This window comes from Arthrobacter sp. Y3221160, from assembly GCF_059092585.1.
On record NZ_JBNHHU010000002.1, the window covers coordinates 656,067 to 673,387 of the forward strand.

Sequence of the window (17,321 nt, forward strand, 5' to 3'; positions counted from 1 at the left end):
AAGCCGTCGCCGCGCCACCCGCGGACTTGGTTACCATGAAGCCGTGCCTACTTCTTCGCCCTCGCCCAGCCCGGAACGCGGCAAACTCGCCGACAAACTGCTCCGCGGCGGCACCGAGCCCGACCCGCGGTTCACGCTGGCCAACGAGCGTACCTTCCTGGCGTGGATCCGCACCTCGCTGGCACTCCTGGCCGGCGGCATCGCGGTGGAGGTCTTCACCGGCGGCGTCTTCGTCCCGGAAATCCGCAAGACCATCGCCATCATCCTCCTGGTCCTGGCCATGGCGATCGGCGGCGGCTCGTTCTTCCGCTGGCTCAACGTCGAGCGGGCCATGCGCCACAAGACTCCCCTGCCGCTGCCACTGATAGCCCCGATCCTGGCGGTAGGCGGCGGTGTGGTGGCGGCCTTGCTGGTGGTCTTCGTCGTCCTGCGGCCGTCCTGATGCGACGCGCCCGCGCCGTGCCGGAGCCGGAACACCACGACGCCGGCCTGCAGCCCGAACGCACGTCCCTGGCCTGGAGCCGGACCACTCTGGCCATGATCGTGGCGACAGCCATGTTCCTGCGCTGGATGCCGGAATACGGCTGGTTCACCGGGACGCTGGTCGCCGTGGCGCTGTGCACGGCGTTCGGCATCTACATCACGCAGAAACTCCGGTACCGCCGGGCGGTCTCCGGCGTGGCCGACGAGAGGATCCACGCCGACGCCGCCGCTGCCGCCTGGGTTGCCGGCAGCGTGGTGGTGCTCGGCGCGCTCGGGATCTACGCCGTCCTGGCCCTGAACTGAACAACGACGACGGCGCCCCCGTGCTCGCGCGGCGTGATGCCGGGCGCGCGGGCGACTGACGGAAGCCCGGGGTGGTGCACCGCCGCCGCCCATCTCGGCCGGGTGCGCTCAGGCTATGGCGTCGCGGTAGACCCAGCGGCCGTCCTCGCGCACAAAGGTGCTCTTCTCCTGCTGCGTGCGGTCCCGGCCGCCCTCGCGGTAGCCGGCGCGGAACTCCACGGTGCCCACGCGGTCGGTTACGCCGCCGCGGACGGTCTTGAGGATTTCCAGCCCGGTCCAGTGCAGCGCGGGGTCCAGTTCGAGCCGCGCGGGCCGCGTTTCGGAATGCCACGTGCGCAGCAGATAGGCGGCATCCCCGACGACGAACGCCGTGTAGCGCGACCGCATCAGCGCTTCCGCCGTTGGCGCCTCAGCCTCGCCGCGGTGGAACGGCCCACAGCACTCGCCGTAGGCCCGGCCGCTCGGGCACGGACACGGCGTCGTCGTCGTAAGGGTTGGGGTTCTTGTGTTTCCCATGGTCAGTGGGACAACTGCAGGGCAGCCGCGTAAATGTCCGGCAGGTTGTCATTCCGGCCGGCCTCGCGCCGGGCCACCCACACCTCGAACGCGACCCGGACCACTGCCGCACAGGTCTCGAACGCCAGCCTGATCTGCAGGTCGCTCACCCCGTCGCGGCCGAAACGGTCCATCAGGGCCTCCACCAGCCCGGTTGTCCGGGTGGCATTGTGCTTGAGCATGGCCGCCTTAAGCAGGGGCTCCTTGCGGATGAGCTGGTTGACGAGCAACATGCGGCGGGCTGCCGGGGCGTCGTTGTCCGCGTACCCCTGCATGACCTCTTGGTAGACGCGCTCAAGCTCTTCGCGCGGGTTGCCGGCCGGATCGATGGTGAGCAGCCCGGCCTCGAGCGCGGCGTCGAAATCCTGGTGTGCCGGCAGCGCGGCTTCTTCCTTGCTGGTGAAGTACCGGAAGAACGTGCGCTGGGAAATCCCGGCGGCGTGGGCAATGCCGTCCACGGTGGTGGCATCCACGCCGTGTTCCTGAAACAGATGCAGCGCGGCCTCGCTGATTTCCGTCCGGGTCTGGCGCCGCCGTCGCTCCCTTAATCCGGGTGCAGCGACAGGGAGCTCAGCCGTGGTCGGGCCGGGCACATCGGTTCTGGAAGCGCCGCTGGTCGGCGTTTTCTGTGGCATAGCAGCTTCCAAGATACCCCATATTTGAGTATTCGCTGCCAATGTGGCAGTATCTGCCATAATGGCATGAAAGGGCATCAATGAACATTAAAGTTGGCGACACCCTCGTCTATCCCCCGCACGGCGCTGTCACCGTGACCGATCTCCGGACCCGGCCGTTCAAGGACTGCCAGACCAAGTTCGTTCAGTTCCGCGCGCATCACGACGGCCTGCTGATCGAACTGCCGCTGGGCAACGCGGAAACGGTCGGCGTACGCAAGGCCATCAGCAAAAAAGGCGTCAAGGAAGTCTTTGCGATCCTGAAGGCGAAGGTGCCGGAGGATCAGGAAAACTGGTCGCGCCGGTTCAAGGCCAACCAGGAAAAGATTAACAGCGGTGACATCTACCGGGTCAGCGAAGTGGTCCGCGACCTCTCGCTGCGGGCCATCGAACGCGGCTCCTCGGCCGGTGAAAAGCACCAGCTCGAACAGGCCATGCGGATCCTGTCCTCGGAGCTTGCGCTGGCCGAAAAGACTGACAACGAAACGGCACGGGCCATGATCGAAGCCGTTTTCGGCCCGCTGGAGGCCACCGTTTAACAGGCCGCGCCGCAGGAATGACGTCCGGGCACTGCCGCTTGACGGCGCCCCGCTCCACCACGAGCGGGGCGCCGTCGGCGTTAGAGGATTCCCAGCCGCGGCCGCCGTCGTCGTTATAGCGTTCCCAGCGGTGGCCGCCGTCGTCGTCGTTAGAGGATTCCCAGCTGCTGAAGCTGGTTCGCCAGGCCTTTCCCGTCGGAGGCGTAGATCCACGGGATGCTGCGCGCGGGTCCGACCGGGCCGTCCTGGGAACGGCCGCCGGCCAGCACCGCTTCGCTGACCGACAGCTGGCGGATGGCGATGGCCGCCACGTGGTCGGGGTAACGCAGCGCAAAGCCGGCGTAAATGGCTTCGTCGTGCTGGCCGTCGTCGCCGATCAGCAGCCACTTGATCTTCGGGAATTCTTCGGCCAGCCGCCGCAGCTGGTCCACCTTGTGCATCTGACCGCTGCGGAACCAGCGGTCTTTCGTCGGCCCCCAGTCGGTGAGCAGCAGCGCACCGTCCGGGTACATGTTCCGGGACAGGAACCGCGTCAACGTCTGCGCAACGTTCCAGGCACCGGTGGATAGGTACAACACGGGGCTGCCCGGATGCTCGCGCGTGACCCGTTCGAGCATCACGGCCATGCCCGGCGTCGCGTTGCGCGCATGTTCATCCAAGACGAACGTGTTCCAGGCCGCGAGCATCGGGCGGGGCAGCGCGGTGACCATGACCGTGTCATCGACGTCGGACACCACCCCGAACCGGGTGTCCGGCGGCACCACGTAGACCGCGGCTTCCACCGGTTCAGAGTCCTCGCAGCGCAGCGTGACGGTGTGCCAGCCCGGAGCCAGGCTCACCGAAACCTTGGCGTCCACCACTCCGCCGCGGTCGGCCACCACTTGGTGCTCGATGCCGTCGGCGTGGATCGTCACCCGGGCGTTGGCCACCGGCGGGCTGATGAAATTCCGCCAGCCGCGGATGCCGTCGGCCACCAGCTTGGAGGGCATGCGGCCGTTGTCGAAGGCCCCGGGCCGCGCCATCACGACCCGGGCCAGCACGCGGATCCAGCCGTCGGTGCCGTAGCCGGTAAACGGCATGACGGTGGCCACGTCGCCGCGCTGCCGTGCCCGCCGTTCCCGGACCGCCTGCCAGCGGTCTTCAAGGCGCATGCCGATGTGGGCTGCCTTCTCATGGAGATCGTCGCCGTTGCCGGTAAGGGATGCCATGGTCCAAGTCTGTCATGCACACGCTAACCGGCTCGAACCTGCGGCAACGCGCGCCGCCGCGCGCCAATCACGGACCCTCCCGACGGCATAAAAAGCCCGCGGATCCTCCCGGCGGTGCCGGGCGCTCCGCGGGTCTTGCCCGCGTCGGAGCGAACCTGAAGACTGGCCACATGACGTTTGCATCGCGGCACATCAGCATCGCCATCAACCGACCCGTTGGAGAGGTCTACGAGTTCGCCGCCAAACCCGAGAACATGCCGCAGTGGGCCGCCGGACTCAGCTCCTCCATCGGAGTGGTCGACGACGCCTGGGTCGCCGAGACCGACAGTGGACCGGTGCGGGTCACGTTTACCGAGCGCAATGACTTCGGCGTGCTGGACCACTACGTGACCTTGCCGTCGGGCGAAGCTGTCTACAACCCGCTGCGTGTGCTCGGCAACGGCGACGGGACAGAGGTGGTGTTCACCCTCTACCACCGTGACGGCATGGACGAGGCGGCGTTCGAAGCCGATGCCGCCGCCGTGGACCGGGACCTGCACACGCTTAAGAGGCTGCTCGAGGCCTAAACCGGCCCCCTGTTCCGGACCACCAGGGCAGCCGCGCCGACAGGACCGGCCCGCCCACCGCCGTCGTCATTTTTCCGTGCCGCCGCGGCCAGGCAGACGTAAACTGAAAGCGCTGGTTCTGACGTCAGATGCGCCCCTACCAACAGCCGAGTTGTTACTCGACGAAGTTTCGAACTCATTGTCTGGGAGGAGAAATGACTACCGCATCACCGCATGCGCATCACGCACACGTCTCGCGCGGAAATGTGCGAAATGCCGCGATGACTTCGGGAATTGTTCTCTTGGTGATCGGTGTGCTGGGCTTCATCCCCGGCATCACCATGGAGTACGGAGAAATGGCTTTCGCCAGCGGCTCCGGCGCCATGCTGATCAACGCGTTCCAAGTGTCCATGCTGCTCAACATCGTCTACCTGGTGGTAGGCGTGGTGGGCTACATCATGAGCCGCACCACCAGCGGTGCCCGGGACTTCCTCATGGGAGCCGGCATCCTGTACCTGGCGATGTGGCTGTACGGCCTGATCGTCGGCCCCGGCGAATCAGCGGCCAACTTCCTGTCCACCAATGCAGCCACCACCTGGCTCAACTTCGTCCTGGGCGCCGTGATGCTGGCCCTGGCCATCGCCTACATGGTGCGCCACCGGGACGAGGCGCGCGAGGCACGCTGACCGAAGCCGTCCCGCCGGTTTCGGCGGACGGTTCGCTGCGGACCCCAGTCGACATGACTGGGGTTCGCTGGCTTCCGGGGCCGTCGGATACTGGCTCCGTGACACTCATGATCCTGTGCGGCGTGCTGGTGGCCGCCGGGCTGGCCGCGGTGGCCTTTCGGGGCGGGGAGCGGTTCCAGCCTCCGCCGGGCCGTGACGAGGACCTGCGTCGGGACGACGGCACGCTCGTGTTCGACAGCGGCACCCACGGGAACGACGACGGTGCGCTCCTCCTCGACGGCAGCGGTCACGGGAACGATGGAGCCCTCGTGCACTACGGCACAGTCGTGGACGACGACGGTGCGCTCGTAACGGACGGCGGCACCCCCGGGAACGACGACGGTGCACTCGTACTCGACGGCGGCACCCCCGGAGACCGCGACCGTGCGCTCGTACTCGACGGCGGCACCCCCGGAGACCGCGACCGTGCGCTCGTACTCGACGGCGGCACCCCCGGGAACGACGACGGAGCGCTTCTGCGCCGCGGCCGCGCCCTGCCGAGCGGCGGCGGTGCACTCCTGGCGCACGTTGCGCGCAGGGTGCTGTGGTGGGCGACAGTGCTGCTGGTCGCCGGCGGGGTGGCCGGGCTGTGCATGGCGGGCGCCGGCGGCCGGTTGATCATGCGCCTGTTGGCGGTGACGTCGCCGGAGGACGACGGAAGGCTGACCGATAACAACCAGACCATCGGAGAGATCAGCCTGGAAGGGACCGGGAGCTTCGTCCTTTTCGGCGTGGCCATCGGCTGCGGGACGGCACTCCTCTACGGCTTGGTGCGGTGGTGGCTGCCGGCCGGCCGGGCCGGCGGAGCGGCCTTCGGGCTGTTGCTGTTATTAGTACTCGCTACCGTGCTTGGGCCGTTGCAGCCGGACAGCCGGGACTTTGAGGTGGTGGGCCCTGGCTGGCTCTCGATCGCGGCCTTCTCCGCGCTGGCCATTGCCCACGGCATGCTCGTCGCGGTGGCCACGGCTTGGCTGTCCCGTCGCCTCCCGCTGCTGCGGACGGCCAAGGACCTGCAATGGTACCTTCCGCTGCTGCTCCTACTGGTCCCGCTGGGCGGCGCCAGCGTGGTGGTCGCGGCCTGGATTGTCGCCGCCGTCGTGGTGGGCTGGGCACTTGCGGCCCTCAGAGTGAAGCTCTTCGCAGACTGGCGCGCCGGGCGGCCTGCTGGCCCGGGACGGCGGGAAGGACTGCTGCAGCGGAGGGTCCTGCTGGGCGGACGCATCGCTTTGGTGGTGCTGGCTGCGGCCTGCACGCCCGGTTTCATCATCTCCATGGCCACCATCCTTGCGGCCGAGCGCGGGTAGTCCACCTACTGCTTCGGTGGGTTCAGCCGACTTAGCGGTGCCGCTCCATTTGCTGCGGCGGGTTCAGCCGACTTAGCGGTGCCGCACCGATTTGCTTCGGCGGGTCAGCCGACTTAGCGGTGCCGCACCGATTTGCTTCGGCGGGTCAGCCGACGGAACGGTGCCGCGGCCGCAGAGAACAGCACCGCCCCCGCCGGATGGGGAAACGGCGGGGGCGGTGCTGGCCGGCCCGAAGACCGGCGGCAGGACAGCCCGCCGAACGGAGGCGGCGGGCGTGCCGGGCTTGGGGTCTTAAGCGGCGGCGTTCTGCGGAGTGCGGATGGTGGCGAAGCCTTGTGCCCACAGCACAAGCTGGTCGGTCATCGGGGCCAGCGTTCCGGCATTCTGCTCGGTCGGCTTGAACTCGGAGAAGTTTTCGAAGTCGGTGAACAGCGAGAACATCACCTGGTTGCGGACCACAGCTACCTGCAGCTCGGCCAGCATATTGCGCAGGTGTTCGGCGGCGCGGACGCCTCCCATCGAGCCGTAGGAAACGATGCCGGCAGCCTTGTTGTTGAACTCAACGTTCAGGTAGGACAACGCGTTGGCCAGCGCGGACGAGACCGTGTGGTTGTATTCGTTGGCCACGAAAATGTAGCCGTCAAACTCGCTGATCTTGGCCGACCAGGCCTTGGTGTGGTCGGCCTGGTAGTTCTGGTACGCGGCCGGGTAGGCCTCGTCCAGCAGCGGCAGATTGAAGTCGGCGATGTCGACGACCACAAAGGTGGCGTCCGTCCGAGCGGCCAGTTCGGCGGCGACCCAGTTGGCGACGGAGTCATTGACCCGGCCGGGGCGCGTGCTGCCGGTGATGATGGCGATCTTGGGGAGGCCGGCGGCGGCTTCGCTGCGAGCGGCCTCGGCCGGCTGGGCGACGGGTGCATCCGTGCGGGGTTCCGCAGCGGAGGCCGCAGGGTTGGCGGCAGACCGGCGGGCGCTGGACTTGCTGAAAAGATTCTTAAACCAGGACATTGCAGCCTTCGATAGATTGCTTGAGCTTTCAACTATCCTATCCGGCCGAAGAATGACATGTCAACAAAGGATAAGGCTGGCCCGCTCCAGGGCATGGGTGGGGCGACTGGGATCGCCCTGAATCCGGGCCGGCGCGGCGGGGAGGCGGGCTCTTCCGGGGTTCCGCTGCCAGGGTACGGGCGTGCCCATAGAAGCCGGCTCCCCAAATAGGGAGCGAGACACGCCTCCAGGCAGCCCTCCCCCTCGCCAACATGGCGAGACCGACCCCCACGAGGACACCCTCTCCCCATCAGGGAGCGAGCGAACTGCCGGGCGGGCGGACGTGTTCGAAGATGACCGTGGTATTCGTGCCGGCAACCTCGGGGCGGACGCTGAGGTTGTTCGCGACCAGGTCGCGCAGCGCGTTGGAGTCCGCCACGGCGACATGGATCAGGAAGTCGCGGTCGCCGGTCACAAAGAAAATCCCCTCCACCGCGGGCAGGCCTGACAGGAAGTCCTTGAACTGGGTCAGGTTCGACCGCGCGTGCGCCTGCAAGCGGATGGAGATCAGCGCCTGCAGGCCGCGCCCCACGGCCGCAGGGTCCACGTCGGCATGGAAACCGCGGATCACGCCGCGTTCGCGCAGGGAGCGGATCCGGCTCAAGCACGTCGAGGGGGCGATGCCGGCCGCCGCCGCGATCGCGTTGTTGGGGGTTCGAGCGTCGGCTTGGAGCATCTCGACGATCAACCGGTCGATGCGGTCCAGCCCCGACCCCGCGGGAGCCCCGAACGGGCGTCGAAGATCATTCGATTCGACCATGTGATCACCACCACTTTCTGAACTTACTGCCTGCGTGCCTCACTCTTACAGAATCTTCTCCTAACGGCTTGAGAAACGGGTAAACATTCTTCAGGATGGGTCCGAGAGAAGAGTCGACCCGAGGAGCACACGATGTACTCTCGCGCACACGCCCCGAGCACCGCCGTCGTCGTGGGTGCAGGCATGGTTGGCTTGGCCACCGCCTGGCATCTGCAGGAACGCGGCGTGGAAGTCACCGTTCTGGACCGATCAGGCGTCGCCGCCGGCGCCTCGTGGGGCAATGCCGGCTGGCTCACGCCCGGCATGGCCATGCCGTTGTCGGATCGGACCGTCTGGACCTACGGGCCCAAGGCGCTGGTTGACCCGACGGCGCCGCTGCACATTCCCGCCCGCCTGGACCCGCAGCTGTGGAAGTTCCTGGCCCGCTTCGCGCTGCACGGCACGCAGAAGGCCTGGGACCGGACCATGGCCGCGCTGACGCCGATCGACAAGATGGCGCTGGAGAGCTTCGATGAGCTGACCGATAACGGCGTCGAATCGTGGACGCGCAAGGGACCCTTCATCGTCGGTTTCGAGGCGGAGAAGGAAAGCCGCCACTTTGTCCACGAGCTGGCCAACGTGGAGAAGGCCGGCCAGTCCGTCCCGCTGAGCCGCCTGGACAACCCCCAGGTCAAGGTGCCGCAGCTGTCCGCCGGTGTCTCGACGGTGTTCGAACTGGAAGGCCAGCGGTTCCTTGAGCCCGGCCCGTTCGTCGAGGCCCTTGCCGCATCCGTGGTGGCACGCGGCGGAAAGATCATTTCCGGCGCCGAAGTGCGCTCGCTGCGCCACGGCCACACCGGGATCTCCGTGGAGACCTACGCGCATGAGCCGTTCCACGCCGACGTCGTGGTCCTGGCCACCGGCGCCTGGCTGCCCGATCTCGCCAAGCCGCTGGGTGTTCGCACCATGGTGCAGGCCGGGCGCGGATACTCGTTCAGCGTGGCCACCGACCAGCCGGCCGAGTTCCCCATCTACTTCCCGGCGCGCCGCGTGGCCTGCACCCCCTACGAGGGACGGCTGCGCATCGCCGGAACCATGGAGTTCCGCGGCCCGGACGAACCGCTGCAGACCGGGCGGATCGACGCGATCCTGGCCGCCGTGCGGCCGTTGTTCACCAACATGGACCTGGAGAACCTCGAGGATCTCTGGGTCGGCCCGCGCCCGGTCACGCCCGACGGGCTGCCGCTGATCGGCGCCACCCGCTCCCCCGGCGTGTACGTTGCCGGCGGGCACGGGATGTGGGGCATCGTGCTGGGCCCGGCGACCGGCAAGCTGCTGGCCGAACAGATTGTCACCGGCCGGGTGCCCGACGAGATCCGGCCGTTCGACCCGCTGCGCTGACGGCACCTGAAGACCCACTGACAGCTCGTTGGGGTGGGACTAATATGGGCGGCACTTGGGGCACTATGCGCTCCACGGGAAGGTGACTGTCATGGAATCGCTCACGGTGCCCGGGCTGGACGCGCGGACCATGGAAGGACTCCGGATCCTGGCCGATACCCACCATCGCTCACCCGAAGCTGAGGCCCGGGCGATCCTGGTGCAGGCAGTACGCGGGCTGGGCGAGGCGGACGAACTCCTGGCTTCGATCATCGGCGACGACGATTCACGCCACGACGGCGAACGCCGGACCGGCCGGCAGTAGGCGGGCCCGTCGCCGCGCGGCGCCCGACCGCGCAGGCAGTCGACGCGCAGGCAGTCGACGCGCCGGCGCCGTCGAGCGCTCAAAACCGCGCCACCGCCGCCGAGCGTTCAAAACCGGGCGCCCGCCGTCGTCGTTGTTAAACAAGCGCTGCCCCGCACCGAAACGGTGCGGGGCAGCGGAGCATGCGGGAAATCAGCCGCCGAAGAGCGGCGAGACGGAGTTCCACAACTGGTAGACACCGAGGACCACGAACAGCAGGGCACAGATGCCCAGCGCGATGTTCGTGTGCAGGCGGTTGGCCCATTCCTTCGGGATCCGCTTGCCGTTGAGCAGGCCCAGCAGCGTCAGTGCCAGGAACGGCATGAACAAGGACCCCAGGGCGCCGTACAGCAGGATCAGCGCGATCGGCTTGCCCAGCATGAACAGCAGCATGGGCGGGAACGTCAGCCAGAGGACGTAGAACTTGAAGTACTTGCCGCCCACGCGCGTGTCCGGGTGGCCGGACTCCTTCTTGCGCATGTTGCCCCAGAAGTCGGCGAACATCAGGGACACGCCGTTCCAGACGCCGATGATGGAGGAGAAGGAGGCGGCCCAGAAACCGACGAGGAAGCCGGTGCCGACCACGTCTCCGTACTCATCCTTGAGTACCTCGTACAGGTCCAGCAGTCCTTCGTCGCCGGCGCTCAGTGAAACACCCGCGGTGCGGACCACTTCGGCGCCGACAATCAACATGGCGATGACGAAGATGCCGGTCATGACGTAGGCCACGGAGTTGTCGATGCGCATGACGCGCATCCACTTGGGTGTGTGCCAGCCCTTTTCGCGCAGCCAGTAGCCGTAGGCCGCCAGCGTGATGGTGCCGCCCACGCCGCCCGCGAGCGCCAGGGTGTAGAACACCGCGCCCTCTTCCTGCGGGATCATGGGCACCAGGCCGCCGATCATCTCCGGGATGTTGGGCACGGCGATGATGGCCAGCCCGACGACGGTGACGAACATCAGCCCGACGAAGAAGGCGGTGATCTTCTCGAAGGTGGCGTACTTGCCGAACCAGACCATGACAAATCCGGCCAGGCCCATCAGGATCGCCCAGGCCCACAGCGGCAGCACCGGGAACATCGCGGCCAGCGGCAGCGCTGCCGATGACATTGCCGTGGCACCGTAGACGAAGCCCCAGATCATGATGTACGGACCGAAGTACCAGGTGGTCCAGCGGCCCAGCGAGCGCCAGCCCTCGAAGATCGTCTTGCCCGTTGCAAGGGTAAAGCGTCCGGCACCTTCAACCAGGATGATCTTCAGGATGACGCCGACGATCACCGCCCAGAACAGCCCGTAGCCGTACCGGGAGCCCGCCACCAGCGTGGCCACCATGTCCGCGGCGCCGACGCCTGTGGCGGCGACAACGAGACCGGGACCGACGATCTTCCACTTGGCGGGAGCGCCGCCGTCGTTATCCACCCGTGCAGCGGCATCGAGCGTGCCCGGGGCATTGTTCTCAGTGGCCATGAGCCATGTATTCCTTACCGTGATGGAGCTTGTCCGCAGAAAGAGGGGGCAAGAGTGCCGCCCGTCACCGGACCCCGTCTAGTTTCTCACGCGTTCTGAACGCCCGGTCGGTAAATAGCCGAGGGGGCCACTCGCGGAACCGTTCGGCGCAACACAGGCACTCTTCGGCGGGAAAGTGGCGTGCGATTGTGGTCGTTGGCATACTCGCTGCGGTTGATCACGGGGGTCGGGGGGCGTCGGACGAGGTCGGTCCTCTGGGTGCGGCGCTGGGGGTGCGGGCCGCGGTGTGCTTGGGGTGCGGCGCTCGGCGCGGTTTGCTCGGGGTGCCGTGCTGGGGGTGCGGGCCGCAGGGTGCTCGAGGTGTGGTGCTCCCGCCCATGGCCGCTGCAGGCCTAGCGCTGGGCCGGCGCCCAGGGGTCGCAGGCTTCGACCGCAAGCCGCCGATAGGCCTCGGCGTTGCCGGACACCACGGTCAGGCAGTGCCTGGAGGCGGTCGCGGCGATCAGCGACTCGACGGCCGGCACGTCCTGAATGGCCAGCGGCGCCCAGGCCTCGGCCACCTGCTGGTCAACCGGCAGGATAAAGGCCGAGAACCGCGCGGTCAGCTCGACCAGCCACGCGTCGGCCTGCCCGGTCAGCGCGGAGTCCTGGGTGCTCAGCGCGCGCAACTCACCCAGGGTTAAGGCGGAGATGTAGACCCGGGAGCGGCGGCGCCCCCGCAGGAAGTCGACGACGGCGGGGTCCGGGCTTTCGCGCCTGAGCTCGACCACGACGTCGGTGTCCAGCAGCAGCCCGCGGGCCCGCCGCGGGTTGGAAGCTGCGGCCGACGCCTGCGCGGCTGCGGGAGTCTGAGGTGTGGGCGCGGCCGGCGCCTGCGCGGTGGCGTGGGCCTTCGGTCCGGGTCCGGTCTGCGCGGCTGCGTGGGCCTCCGCTGTCGGCACGGTCCGCGTGGTCATTGCGCCGCGGCGATGTCGCGCTGCTGCCCGCGGGGCTGCCGGGCGGCATCCAGCAGGAAGTCTACGAAGGCCTCGCGCGCTGCGGAAACCTGTTCATAGTCGGCCAGGCTCAAGACCTGCAGTTGCGGGGAGTGAGGGATGTCCATGGCAGCCGGCGCCGGGCGCCGCGTCCTTTCGCGTGCTCTTGCCCGCATCGGTAGCCGAGGCTGATGCGGGCCGCTTCGTCATCCGAACCACCCAACGAGCGTGGGGTTGGTATGTGGCCAAGTCGGAGCTTGGCGGCCACAGTTCTTGAAGCTGTTGGCAGTATAGCCAGAGCGGCCGCCAGACCGCCGGAGACCGCGGTCACATCGCGTAACAGGAATCCCGGGGCCGGGCGCCCATGCCCCATTCGCGAAAATGTCGGTGCCGGACGGTAGACCTGTAACTGCCGGCAGGCACCGGCTGGCGGCGGGATATCGTTGGGGGGACCCGCCGCCGGCCGGGTTGGCACCTGCGCACCTGATTGAAGGAGGCACCGTGTTTCTGCTCGACTCCGAAGTCGACGGGGCTGACCGCGACCTGGTCTACACAGCCAGCGACCTCGTCGTCGCCGCCCAGTGCGAGTACCAGCTGCTGCGCAAGCTGGACGAGAAGCTGGGGCGCTCCGCTGTGGCGGATTTCGGCCGCGACGAGATGCTCGAGCGAACGGCGGAGTTGGGCGATCTGCACGAGCACCGGGTCTTGCAGCACTTCCGCGACACCTTTGGCGCCGGCGTGGTGGAGATTGCCGAGACCCGCAGCTACACGCGGCAGGATTTGCAGGCCAAGCACGACGAGTCGATCGCCGCGCTGCGCTCCGGCGCAGACGTGGTGTTCCAGGCGTCCTTCTTCGACGGCCGGTTCCACGGACGGTCCGATTTCCTGGTCAAAACCCACAACGACGGCGGAGCTGCCGCCTACGCGGTCTATGACACCAAGCTGGCCCGACACGCCAAGGTCACCGCGCTGCTGCAGCTGGCCGCGTACGGGGACCAGCTCCTACAAGCCGGCATCGCCGCGGCTCCCACCGTGACGCTGGTGCTGGGCGACCGGCGGCACAGCAACCACAGCCTCACCGACCTGCTGCCGGTTTTTCGCGAACGCCGCACCAGGTTCCTCAACCTCGTTACCGCACACCGCGAACAGCCGGACCCGGTTCGTTGGGGGAACGAAAGGGTCACCGCCTGCGGACGCTGCAACTACTGCTCCGAACAGGTTGAGCTGCACCGGGACCTGCTGCTGGTCGCGAACATGAGCACGCTGCGCCGGCGCAAGCTGCGAGCGGCCGGGATCTTCACCATCGACCAATTGGCCGCCCTGGAACTTCCACCCGGTGAACCGACAGACGGCGCGCTGGCCCGGCTCCGCGACCAGGCACGAATGCAGACCGGCTCCGCCACGCCGGACGGCCGGGTGACCTACCGCAAGGACGGCACGGAACACGAGGTTTCGTACCGCGTGCTGGAGCAGCACACACTGTCCCGCCTGCCTGCGCCCAACCCCGGCGACATCTACTTCGACTTCGAGGGCGACCCGCTGTGGCAGGACGAGGACGGCGAGTGGGGGCTGGAGTACCTTTTCGGCGTGGTGGAAAATCCGCCGGCTGCCGGCACGGCCCCGCCGTTTAAGCCCTTCTGGGCGCACAGCCGCGCCGGCGAACGGCAGGCGCTGGCGGACTTCCTGGAATATGTCGCCGATCGGCGGCGCCGGTATCCGGGAATGCACATTTACCACTACGCCAACTACGAGAAGGCCGCATTACGCCGGCTGTCGCTGCAGCATCTGGTGGGTGAGGAAACCGTGGACGGTTTGCTGCGCGAGGGCATCCTGGTGGACCTCTACGACACGGTCCGGCACAGCCTGCGGATCTCGGAAAACTCCTACAGCATCAAGAAGCTCGAGCCCTTGTACATGGGAGACAACCTGCGGTCCGGCGACGTCAAGGACGCCGGAGCCTCCGTGGTCGCATACGCCCGCTACTGTGCGGCCAGGGACGCCGGCAACGATGCCGAGGCAGACACGGTCCTGAAAAGCATTGCCGACTACAACGAGTACGACTGCCTCTCCACGCTGGAACTGCGCAATTGGCTCCTGCGGTTGGCGGCCGAGCGCGGAGTCGTGCCGGGGCGCACGGCCACCCCCGCGGCGGCAGCTGCCTCTGCCGCGAGTGGGACGTTGGCCGCCAACGACGAGCCGCTGCCGCCGGAGGAGCGGCGGCTTCACGACTACGTCGCGGCTGCCGCCGACAGGGCCGCCCGCCGAAGCGAGACGCTGTCCGCCGATGAACAAGCCGTCGCCATGGTCGCGGCCTCGGTCGGCTACCACCGGCGGGAAGCGAAGCAATACTGGTGGGCGCATTTCGACCGGCTCGACGCCCCGCTGGAGGACTGGGCGGATACCCGCGACGTCTTCACCGTGGATTCCGCGCGCGTGGTTTCCGGATGGGAGAAGCCGACGTCGCGCAGTAACCCGGTCCGCGTGCTGCGGCTCACAGGCAGGCTGGCGCCCGGATCCACCATCAAGGAAGGCAGCCTGCTCTGCCGGCTCTACGACCAGCCCTTCCCGGAGTTCCTCTGCGACCAGAACGACGGCGTCAATCACCGCGCGTTTTGTTTCGGCGCGGAAGTGCTGGAACTGGGTGCGGACGGCGAGAAGGACACGCTCCTGGTGAAGGAGCGACTGCCCCGCGGCGCCGACGAGTACAGCGAGCCGCCGGTGGCGCTCACGCCCGACCAGCCGCTGCCCACCACCTCCATCCGGCAGGCCCTCGCAGACCTCGCCGCTGCGGTTGCCGGCACACTGCCCCGCTTCCCGGCCGAACCGGCGCTGGACCTGCTGCGTCGTTGCCCGCCGCGGCTGGCAACGCTGGCGCGGCTGCCCGAGGTCCAGGACCACCCGGACGGCTACGTGGACGCCATCACCGCCGCCGTCGCCGACCTGGACGATTCCTACCTGGCGGTCCAGGGACCGCCAGGCACCGGCAAGACCTACGTCGGTTCGCACGCCGTCGCCCGGTTGGTGGCCCGGGGCTGGAAGGTGGGTGTCGTCGGCCAGTCGCATGCCGTGGTCGACAACATGTTGCGCGCCGCCATCGAGAAGGCCGGCGTGCCGCCGGAAGTCGTTGCCAAAAAACCCAACGGCGACCACGACCTGCCGTGGCCCAACCGGAGTATGGACGATGTGGCCCGGTTGCTCGCCTCCCCCGGGGGCTCGTTGATTGGCGGCACGGCGTGGACCATGACGGGGTCTGCTGTCCCGCCGAAGTCGCTGGATCTGCTGGTCATCGACGAAGCCGGCCAGTTCTCGCTGGCCAACACGCTGGCCGTCTCCCGGGCCGCCAGGCGCCTGCTGCTGCTGGGTGATCCGCAGCAGCTGCCGCAGGTGACCCAGGGAACGCATCCGGAACCGGTCGACGAGTCGGCACTCGGGTGGCTCTCTGACGGCCATGCCACGCTGCCGCCGGAGCTGGGCTATTTCCTCGCCCTGAGCTGGCGCATGCACCCGGACCTGTGCCGGGCCGTCTCCGTCCTGGCCTACGAGGGGCGGCTCAAGTCGGCGCCGGCCGCCGGGCTGCGGCGGCTGGAAGGAGCGCCGCCCGGGGTGGAATGCGTGTACGTGAACCACCACGACGCGACGTCGTCGCCCGAAGAGGCCACCGAGGTACTGGCCCAGGTCCGCCGGCATCTGGGCCTGCCCTGGCGCGCGGACGGCACGGCCCGGCCGCGCCCCCTGGCCGGAACGGACATCCTCGTGGTGGCACCCTACAACGCGCAGGTCCAACTGATCCGTTCCGTGCTGGACGGCGCCGGGCTGGCGGAGGTCCGGGTGGGCACGGTGGACAAGTTCCAGGGCCAGGAAGCGCCGGTTGTGATCGTTTCCACCGCGGTGTCCGCCGCGTCCGAGGCGCCGCGCGGAATGGAATTCGTGCTTAACCGGAACCGGAACAACGTGGCTGTCTCGCGCGGGCAGTGGCGGGCGGTTATCGTGCGTTCCGGCGCCCTCACGGACTACCTGCCGGCACGGCCCGCCGGACTGGAGGAGCTGGGGGCGTTCGCGGGGCTCTGCGACTGCACGAACTGACCTCACCGCGCCCGCTCTCTGGAGGTGGAATGTCGTCTTCGGGGGTCAAACCGCCCGACAGGCTGCGGATGCGGGGCTACGTCAGTGGCGAAATTCGCTACGGTGCCAGCCTCGGTCATGTTTGAATGAGGATTGGCAGCTTGGCGGGCCAACCACCCGTTGTGCCGGCTGGAAGTGTGCACTGAGTAGTTTCCGCACAGTAATTCCGACGAGAGGAAGAACATGAGCAAGTACGAACTGCCCCAGCTCGACTACGATTACGCGGCCCTGGAGCCGCACATCTCGGCGAGGATCATGGAGCTGCACCACTCCAAGCACCACGCCACCTACGTGGCCGGCGCGAACACCGCGCTGGAGCAGCTGGCCGACGCCCGCTCAAAGGGCGAATTCGGCAACGTGCCGAAGCTGTCCAAGGACCTGGCCTTCCACCTCGGCGGCCACACCAACCACTCGATCTTCTGGAAGAACCTCTCCCCGGAAGGCGGCGACAAGCCCACCGGCGAACTGGCCTCCGCCATCGATGAGTACTTCGGTTCCTTCGACGCGTTCCGCGGCCACTTCGGCGCCGCAGCGCTGAGCCTGCAGGGCTCGGGCTGGGCCGTGCTGGCCTACGAACCCCTGGGCGGCAACCTGGTCATCGAGCAGCTCTACGACCAGCAGGGCAACATCCCGGTAGGCACCATTCCGCTGCTGATGCTGGACATGTGGGAGCACGCCTTCTACCTCGACTACGTCAACGTCAAGGCCGACTACGTCAAGGCGTTCTGGAATATCGTCAACTGGGCCGACGTCGCAGCCCGCTTCGACTCCGCCCGCACTGGCGCTTCCGCGCTGATCACCCCGGCCAAGTAACACTGGCCAACCGTGCTCGGGCACGGAGATGACCCAGGCACCGCCGCTGGGCCGGACAACCGGCCCAACGGCGGTGCCTCGT

The 17,321-nt window shown here is 67.9% G+C and carries 18 protein-coding genes and 1 riboswitch; of the genes, 10 read left to right on the top strand and 8 right to left on the bottom strand.

The genetic code is table 11. From position 1 onward, the window contains the following. Nucleotides 1–43 precede the first annotated feature (43 nt). Nucleotides 44–442 (top strand): YidH family protein, encoded by a 399-nt coding sequence (locus tag AC5RWG_RS15980; protein ID WP_494001704.1) that lies wholly within the window; start codon nt 44–46, stop codon nt 440–442. After that, entirely contained in the window at nt 442–786 is a 345-nt protein-coding gene (locus AC5RWG_RS15985; RefSeq protein ID WP_494167354.1) for a DUF202 domain-containing protein, read from the top strand. Before AC5RWG_RS15980 ends, AC5RWG_RS15985 begins: the two co-directional genes overlap by 1 nt. Before the next feature lie 108 nt (nt 787–894). Here AC5RWG_RS15985 and AC5RWG_RS15990 read toward each other — a convergent pair whose 3' ends face one another. Together AC5RWG_RS15990 and AC5RWG_RS15995 are read right to left on the bottom strand one after the other, a co-directional pair. Continuing rightward, on the bottom strand, nt 895–1,302 hold the full coding sequence (locus AC5RWG_RS15990; RefSeq protein WP_494167355.1) for a YchJ family protein: 408 nt from the start codon (nt 1,300–1,302) through the stop codon (nt 895–897). Nucleotides 1,303–1,304: 2 nt separating this feature from the next. After that, entirely contained in the window at nt 1,305–2,054 is a 750-nt protein-coding gene (locus AC5RWG_RS15995) for a TetR family transcriptional regulator (protein ID WP_494014630.1), read from the bottom strand. 2 nt (nt 2,055–2,056) lie between these two features. On the opposite strand from AC5RWG_RS15995, the gene AC5RWG_RS16000 reads away from it, so the two are divergent. Beyond that, nucleotides 2,057–2,554: a CarD family transcriptional regulator gene (locus AC5RWG_RS16000; protein ID WP_494014631.1), complete on the top strand. Its 498-nt coding sequence runs from the start codon at nt 2,057–2,059 to the stop codon at nt 2,552–2,554. Nucleotides 2,555–2,703: 149 nt separating this feature from the next. Here the strand turns inward: AC5RWG_RS16000 and AC5RWG_RS16005 are convergent, their stop codons facing one another. Next, nucleotides 2,704–3,762, bottom strand: a complete 1,059-nt coding sequence (locus AC5RWG_RS16005; protein WP_494001709.1) for an App1 family protein phosphatidate phosphatase — start codon at nt 3,760–3,762, stop codon at nt 2,704–2,706. Nucleotides 3,763–3,932: 170 nt separating this feature from the next. Here AC5RWG_RS16005 and AC5RWG_RS16010 point away from each other — a divergent pair, with 170 nt between their 5' ends. The 3 genes from AC5RWG_RS16010 (at nt 3,933) to AC5RWG_RS16020 (ending at nt 6,336) form a co-directional block, all read left to right on the top strand. Beyond that, complete coding sequence (locus AC5RWG_RS16010; RefSeq protein ID WP_494001710.1) at nt 3,933–4,328, top strand: SRPBCC family protein; 396 nt, start codon at nt 3,933–3,935, stop codon at nt 4,326–4,328. 260 nt (nt 4,329–4,588) lie between these two features. Next, nucleotides 4,589–4,993: a DUF4383 domain-containing protein gene (locus AC5RWG_RS16015; RefSeq protein ID WP_494026253.1), complete on the top strand. Its 405-nt coding sequence runs from the start codon at nt 4,589–4,591 to the stop codon at nt 4,991–4,993. 98 nt (nt 4,994–5,091) lie between these two features. Next, a complete protein-coding gene (locus tag AC5RWG_RS16020) occupies nt 5,092–6,336 on the top strand; it encodes a hypothetical protein (protein WP_494167356.1) in 1,245 nt (414 codons plus the stop codon). 291 nt (nt 6,337–6,627) lie between these two features. On the opposite strand, the gene AC5RWG_RS16025 is transcribed toward AC5RWG_RS16020, so the two are convergent. Both AC5RWG_RS16025 and AC5RWG_RS16030 read right to left on the bottom strand, forming a co-directional pair. Continuing rightward, nucleotides 6,628–7,344 (bottom strand): NADPH-dependent FMN reductase, encoded by a 717-nt coding sequence (locus tag AC5RWG_RS16025; RefSeq protein WP_494167357.1) that lies wholly within the window; start codon nt 7,342–7,344, stop codon nt 6,628–6,630. Nucleotides 7,345–7,633: 289 nt separating this feature from the next. Continuing rightward, nucleotides 7,634–8,143, bottom strand: a complete 510-nt coding sequence (locus tag AC5RWG_RS16030; protein WP_494014635.1) for an Lrp/AsnC family transcriptional regulator — start codon at nt 8,141–8,143, stop codon at nt 7,634–7,636. A 132-nt stretch (nt 8,144–8,275) separates the two neighbouring features. On the opposite strand from AC5RWG_RS16030, the gene AC5RWG_RS16035 reads away from it, so the two are divergent. Both AC5RWG_RS16035 and AC5RWG_RS16040 read left to right on the top strand, forming a co-directional pair. Further along, entirely contained in the window at nt 8,276–9,523 is a 1,248-nt protein-coding gene (locus tag AC5RWG_RS16035; protein ID WP_494167358.1) for an NAD(P)/FAD-dependent oxidoreductase, read from the top strand. 91 nt (nt 9,524–9,614) lie between these two features. Further along, nucleotides 9,615–9,827, top strand: a complete 213-nt coding sequence (locus tag AC5RWG_RS16040; RefSeq protein ID WP_494014636.1) for a FitA-like ribbon-helix-helix domain-containing protein — start codon at nt 9,615–9,617, stop codon at nt 9,825–9,827. A 192-nt stretch (nt 9,828–10,019) separates the two neighbouring features. Here AC5RWG_RS16040 and AC5RWG_RS16045 read toward each other — a convergent pair whose 3' ends face one another. The 3 genes from AC5RWG_RS16045 to AC5RWG_RS16055 form a co-directional block, all read right to left on the bottom strand. Beyond that, a complete protein-coding gene (locus AC5RWG_RS16045) occupies nt 10,020–11,330 on the bottom strand; it encodes an Nramp family divalent metal transporter (RefSeq protein WP_494001717.1) in 1,311 nt (436 codons plus the stop codon). A gap of 392 nt (nt 11,331–11,722) precedes the next feature. Continuing rightward, nucleotides 11,723–12,286 (bottom strand): PIN domain-containing protein, encoded by a 564-nt coding sequence (locus AC5RWG_RS16050; RefSeq protein WP_494167359.1) that lies wholly within the window; start codon nt 12,284–12,286, stop codon nt 11,723–11,725. Beyond that, nucleotides 12,283–12,432 (bottom strand): hypothetical protein, encoded by a 150-nt coding sequence (locus AC5RWG_RS16055; RefSeq protein WP_494001719.1) that lies wholly within the window; start codon nt 12,430–12,432, stop codon nt 12,283–12,285. The genes AC5RWG_RS16050 and AC5RWG_RS16055 overlap by 4 nt, the downstream gene beginning before the upstream one ends. 29 nt (nt 12,433–12,461) lie before the next feature. Next, a riboswitch (SAM riboswitch) is annotated at nt 12,462–12,583 on the bottom strand. Between the two features lie 222 nt (nt 12,584–12,805). Here AC5RWG_RS16055 and AC5RWG_RS16060 point away from each other — a divergent pair. Both AC5RWG_RS16060 and AC5RWG_RS16065 read left to right on the top strand, forming a co-directional pair. Next, on the top strand, nt 12,806–16,387 hold the full coding sequence (locus tag AC5RWG_RS16060; protein WP_494167360.1) for a TM0106 family RecB-like putative nuclease: 3,582 nt from the start codon (nt 12,806–12,808) through the stop codon (nt 16,385–16,387). Nucleotides 16,388–16,609: 222 nt separating this feature from the next. Further along, nucleotides 16,610–17,239: a superoxide dismutase gene (locus AC5RWG_RS16065; RefSeq protein ID WP_494014639.1), complete on the top strand. Its 630-nt coding sequence runs from the start codon at nt 16,610–16,612 to the stop codon at nt 17,237–17,239. Nucleotides 17,240–17,321: the final 82 nt, after the last annotated feature.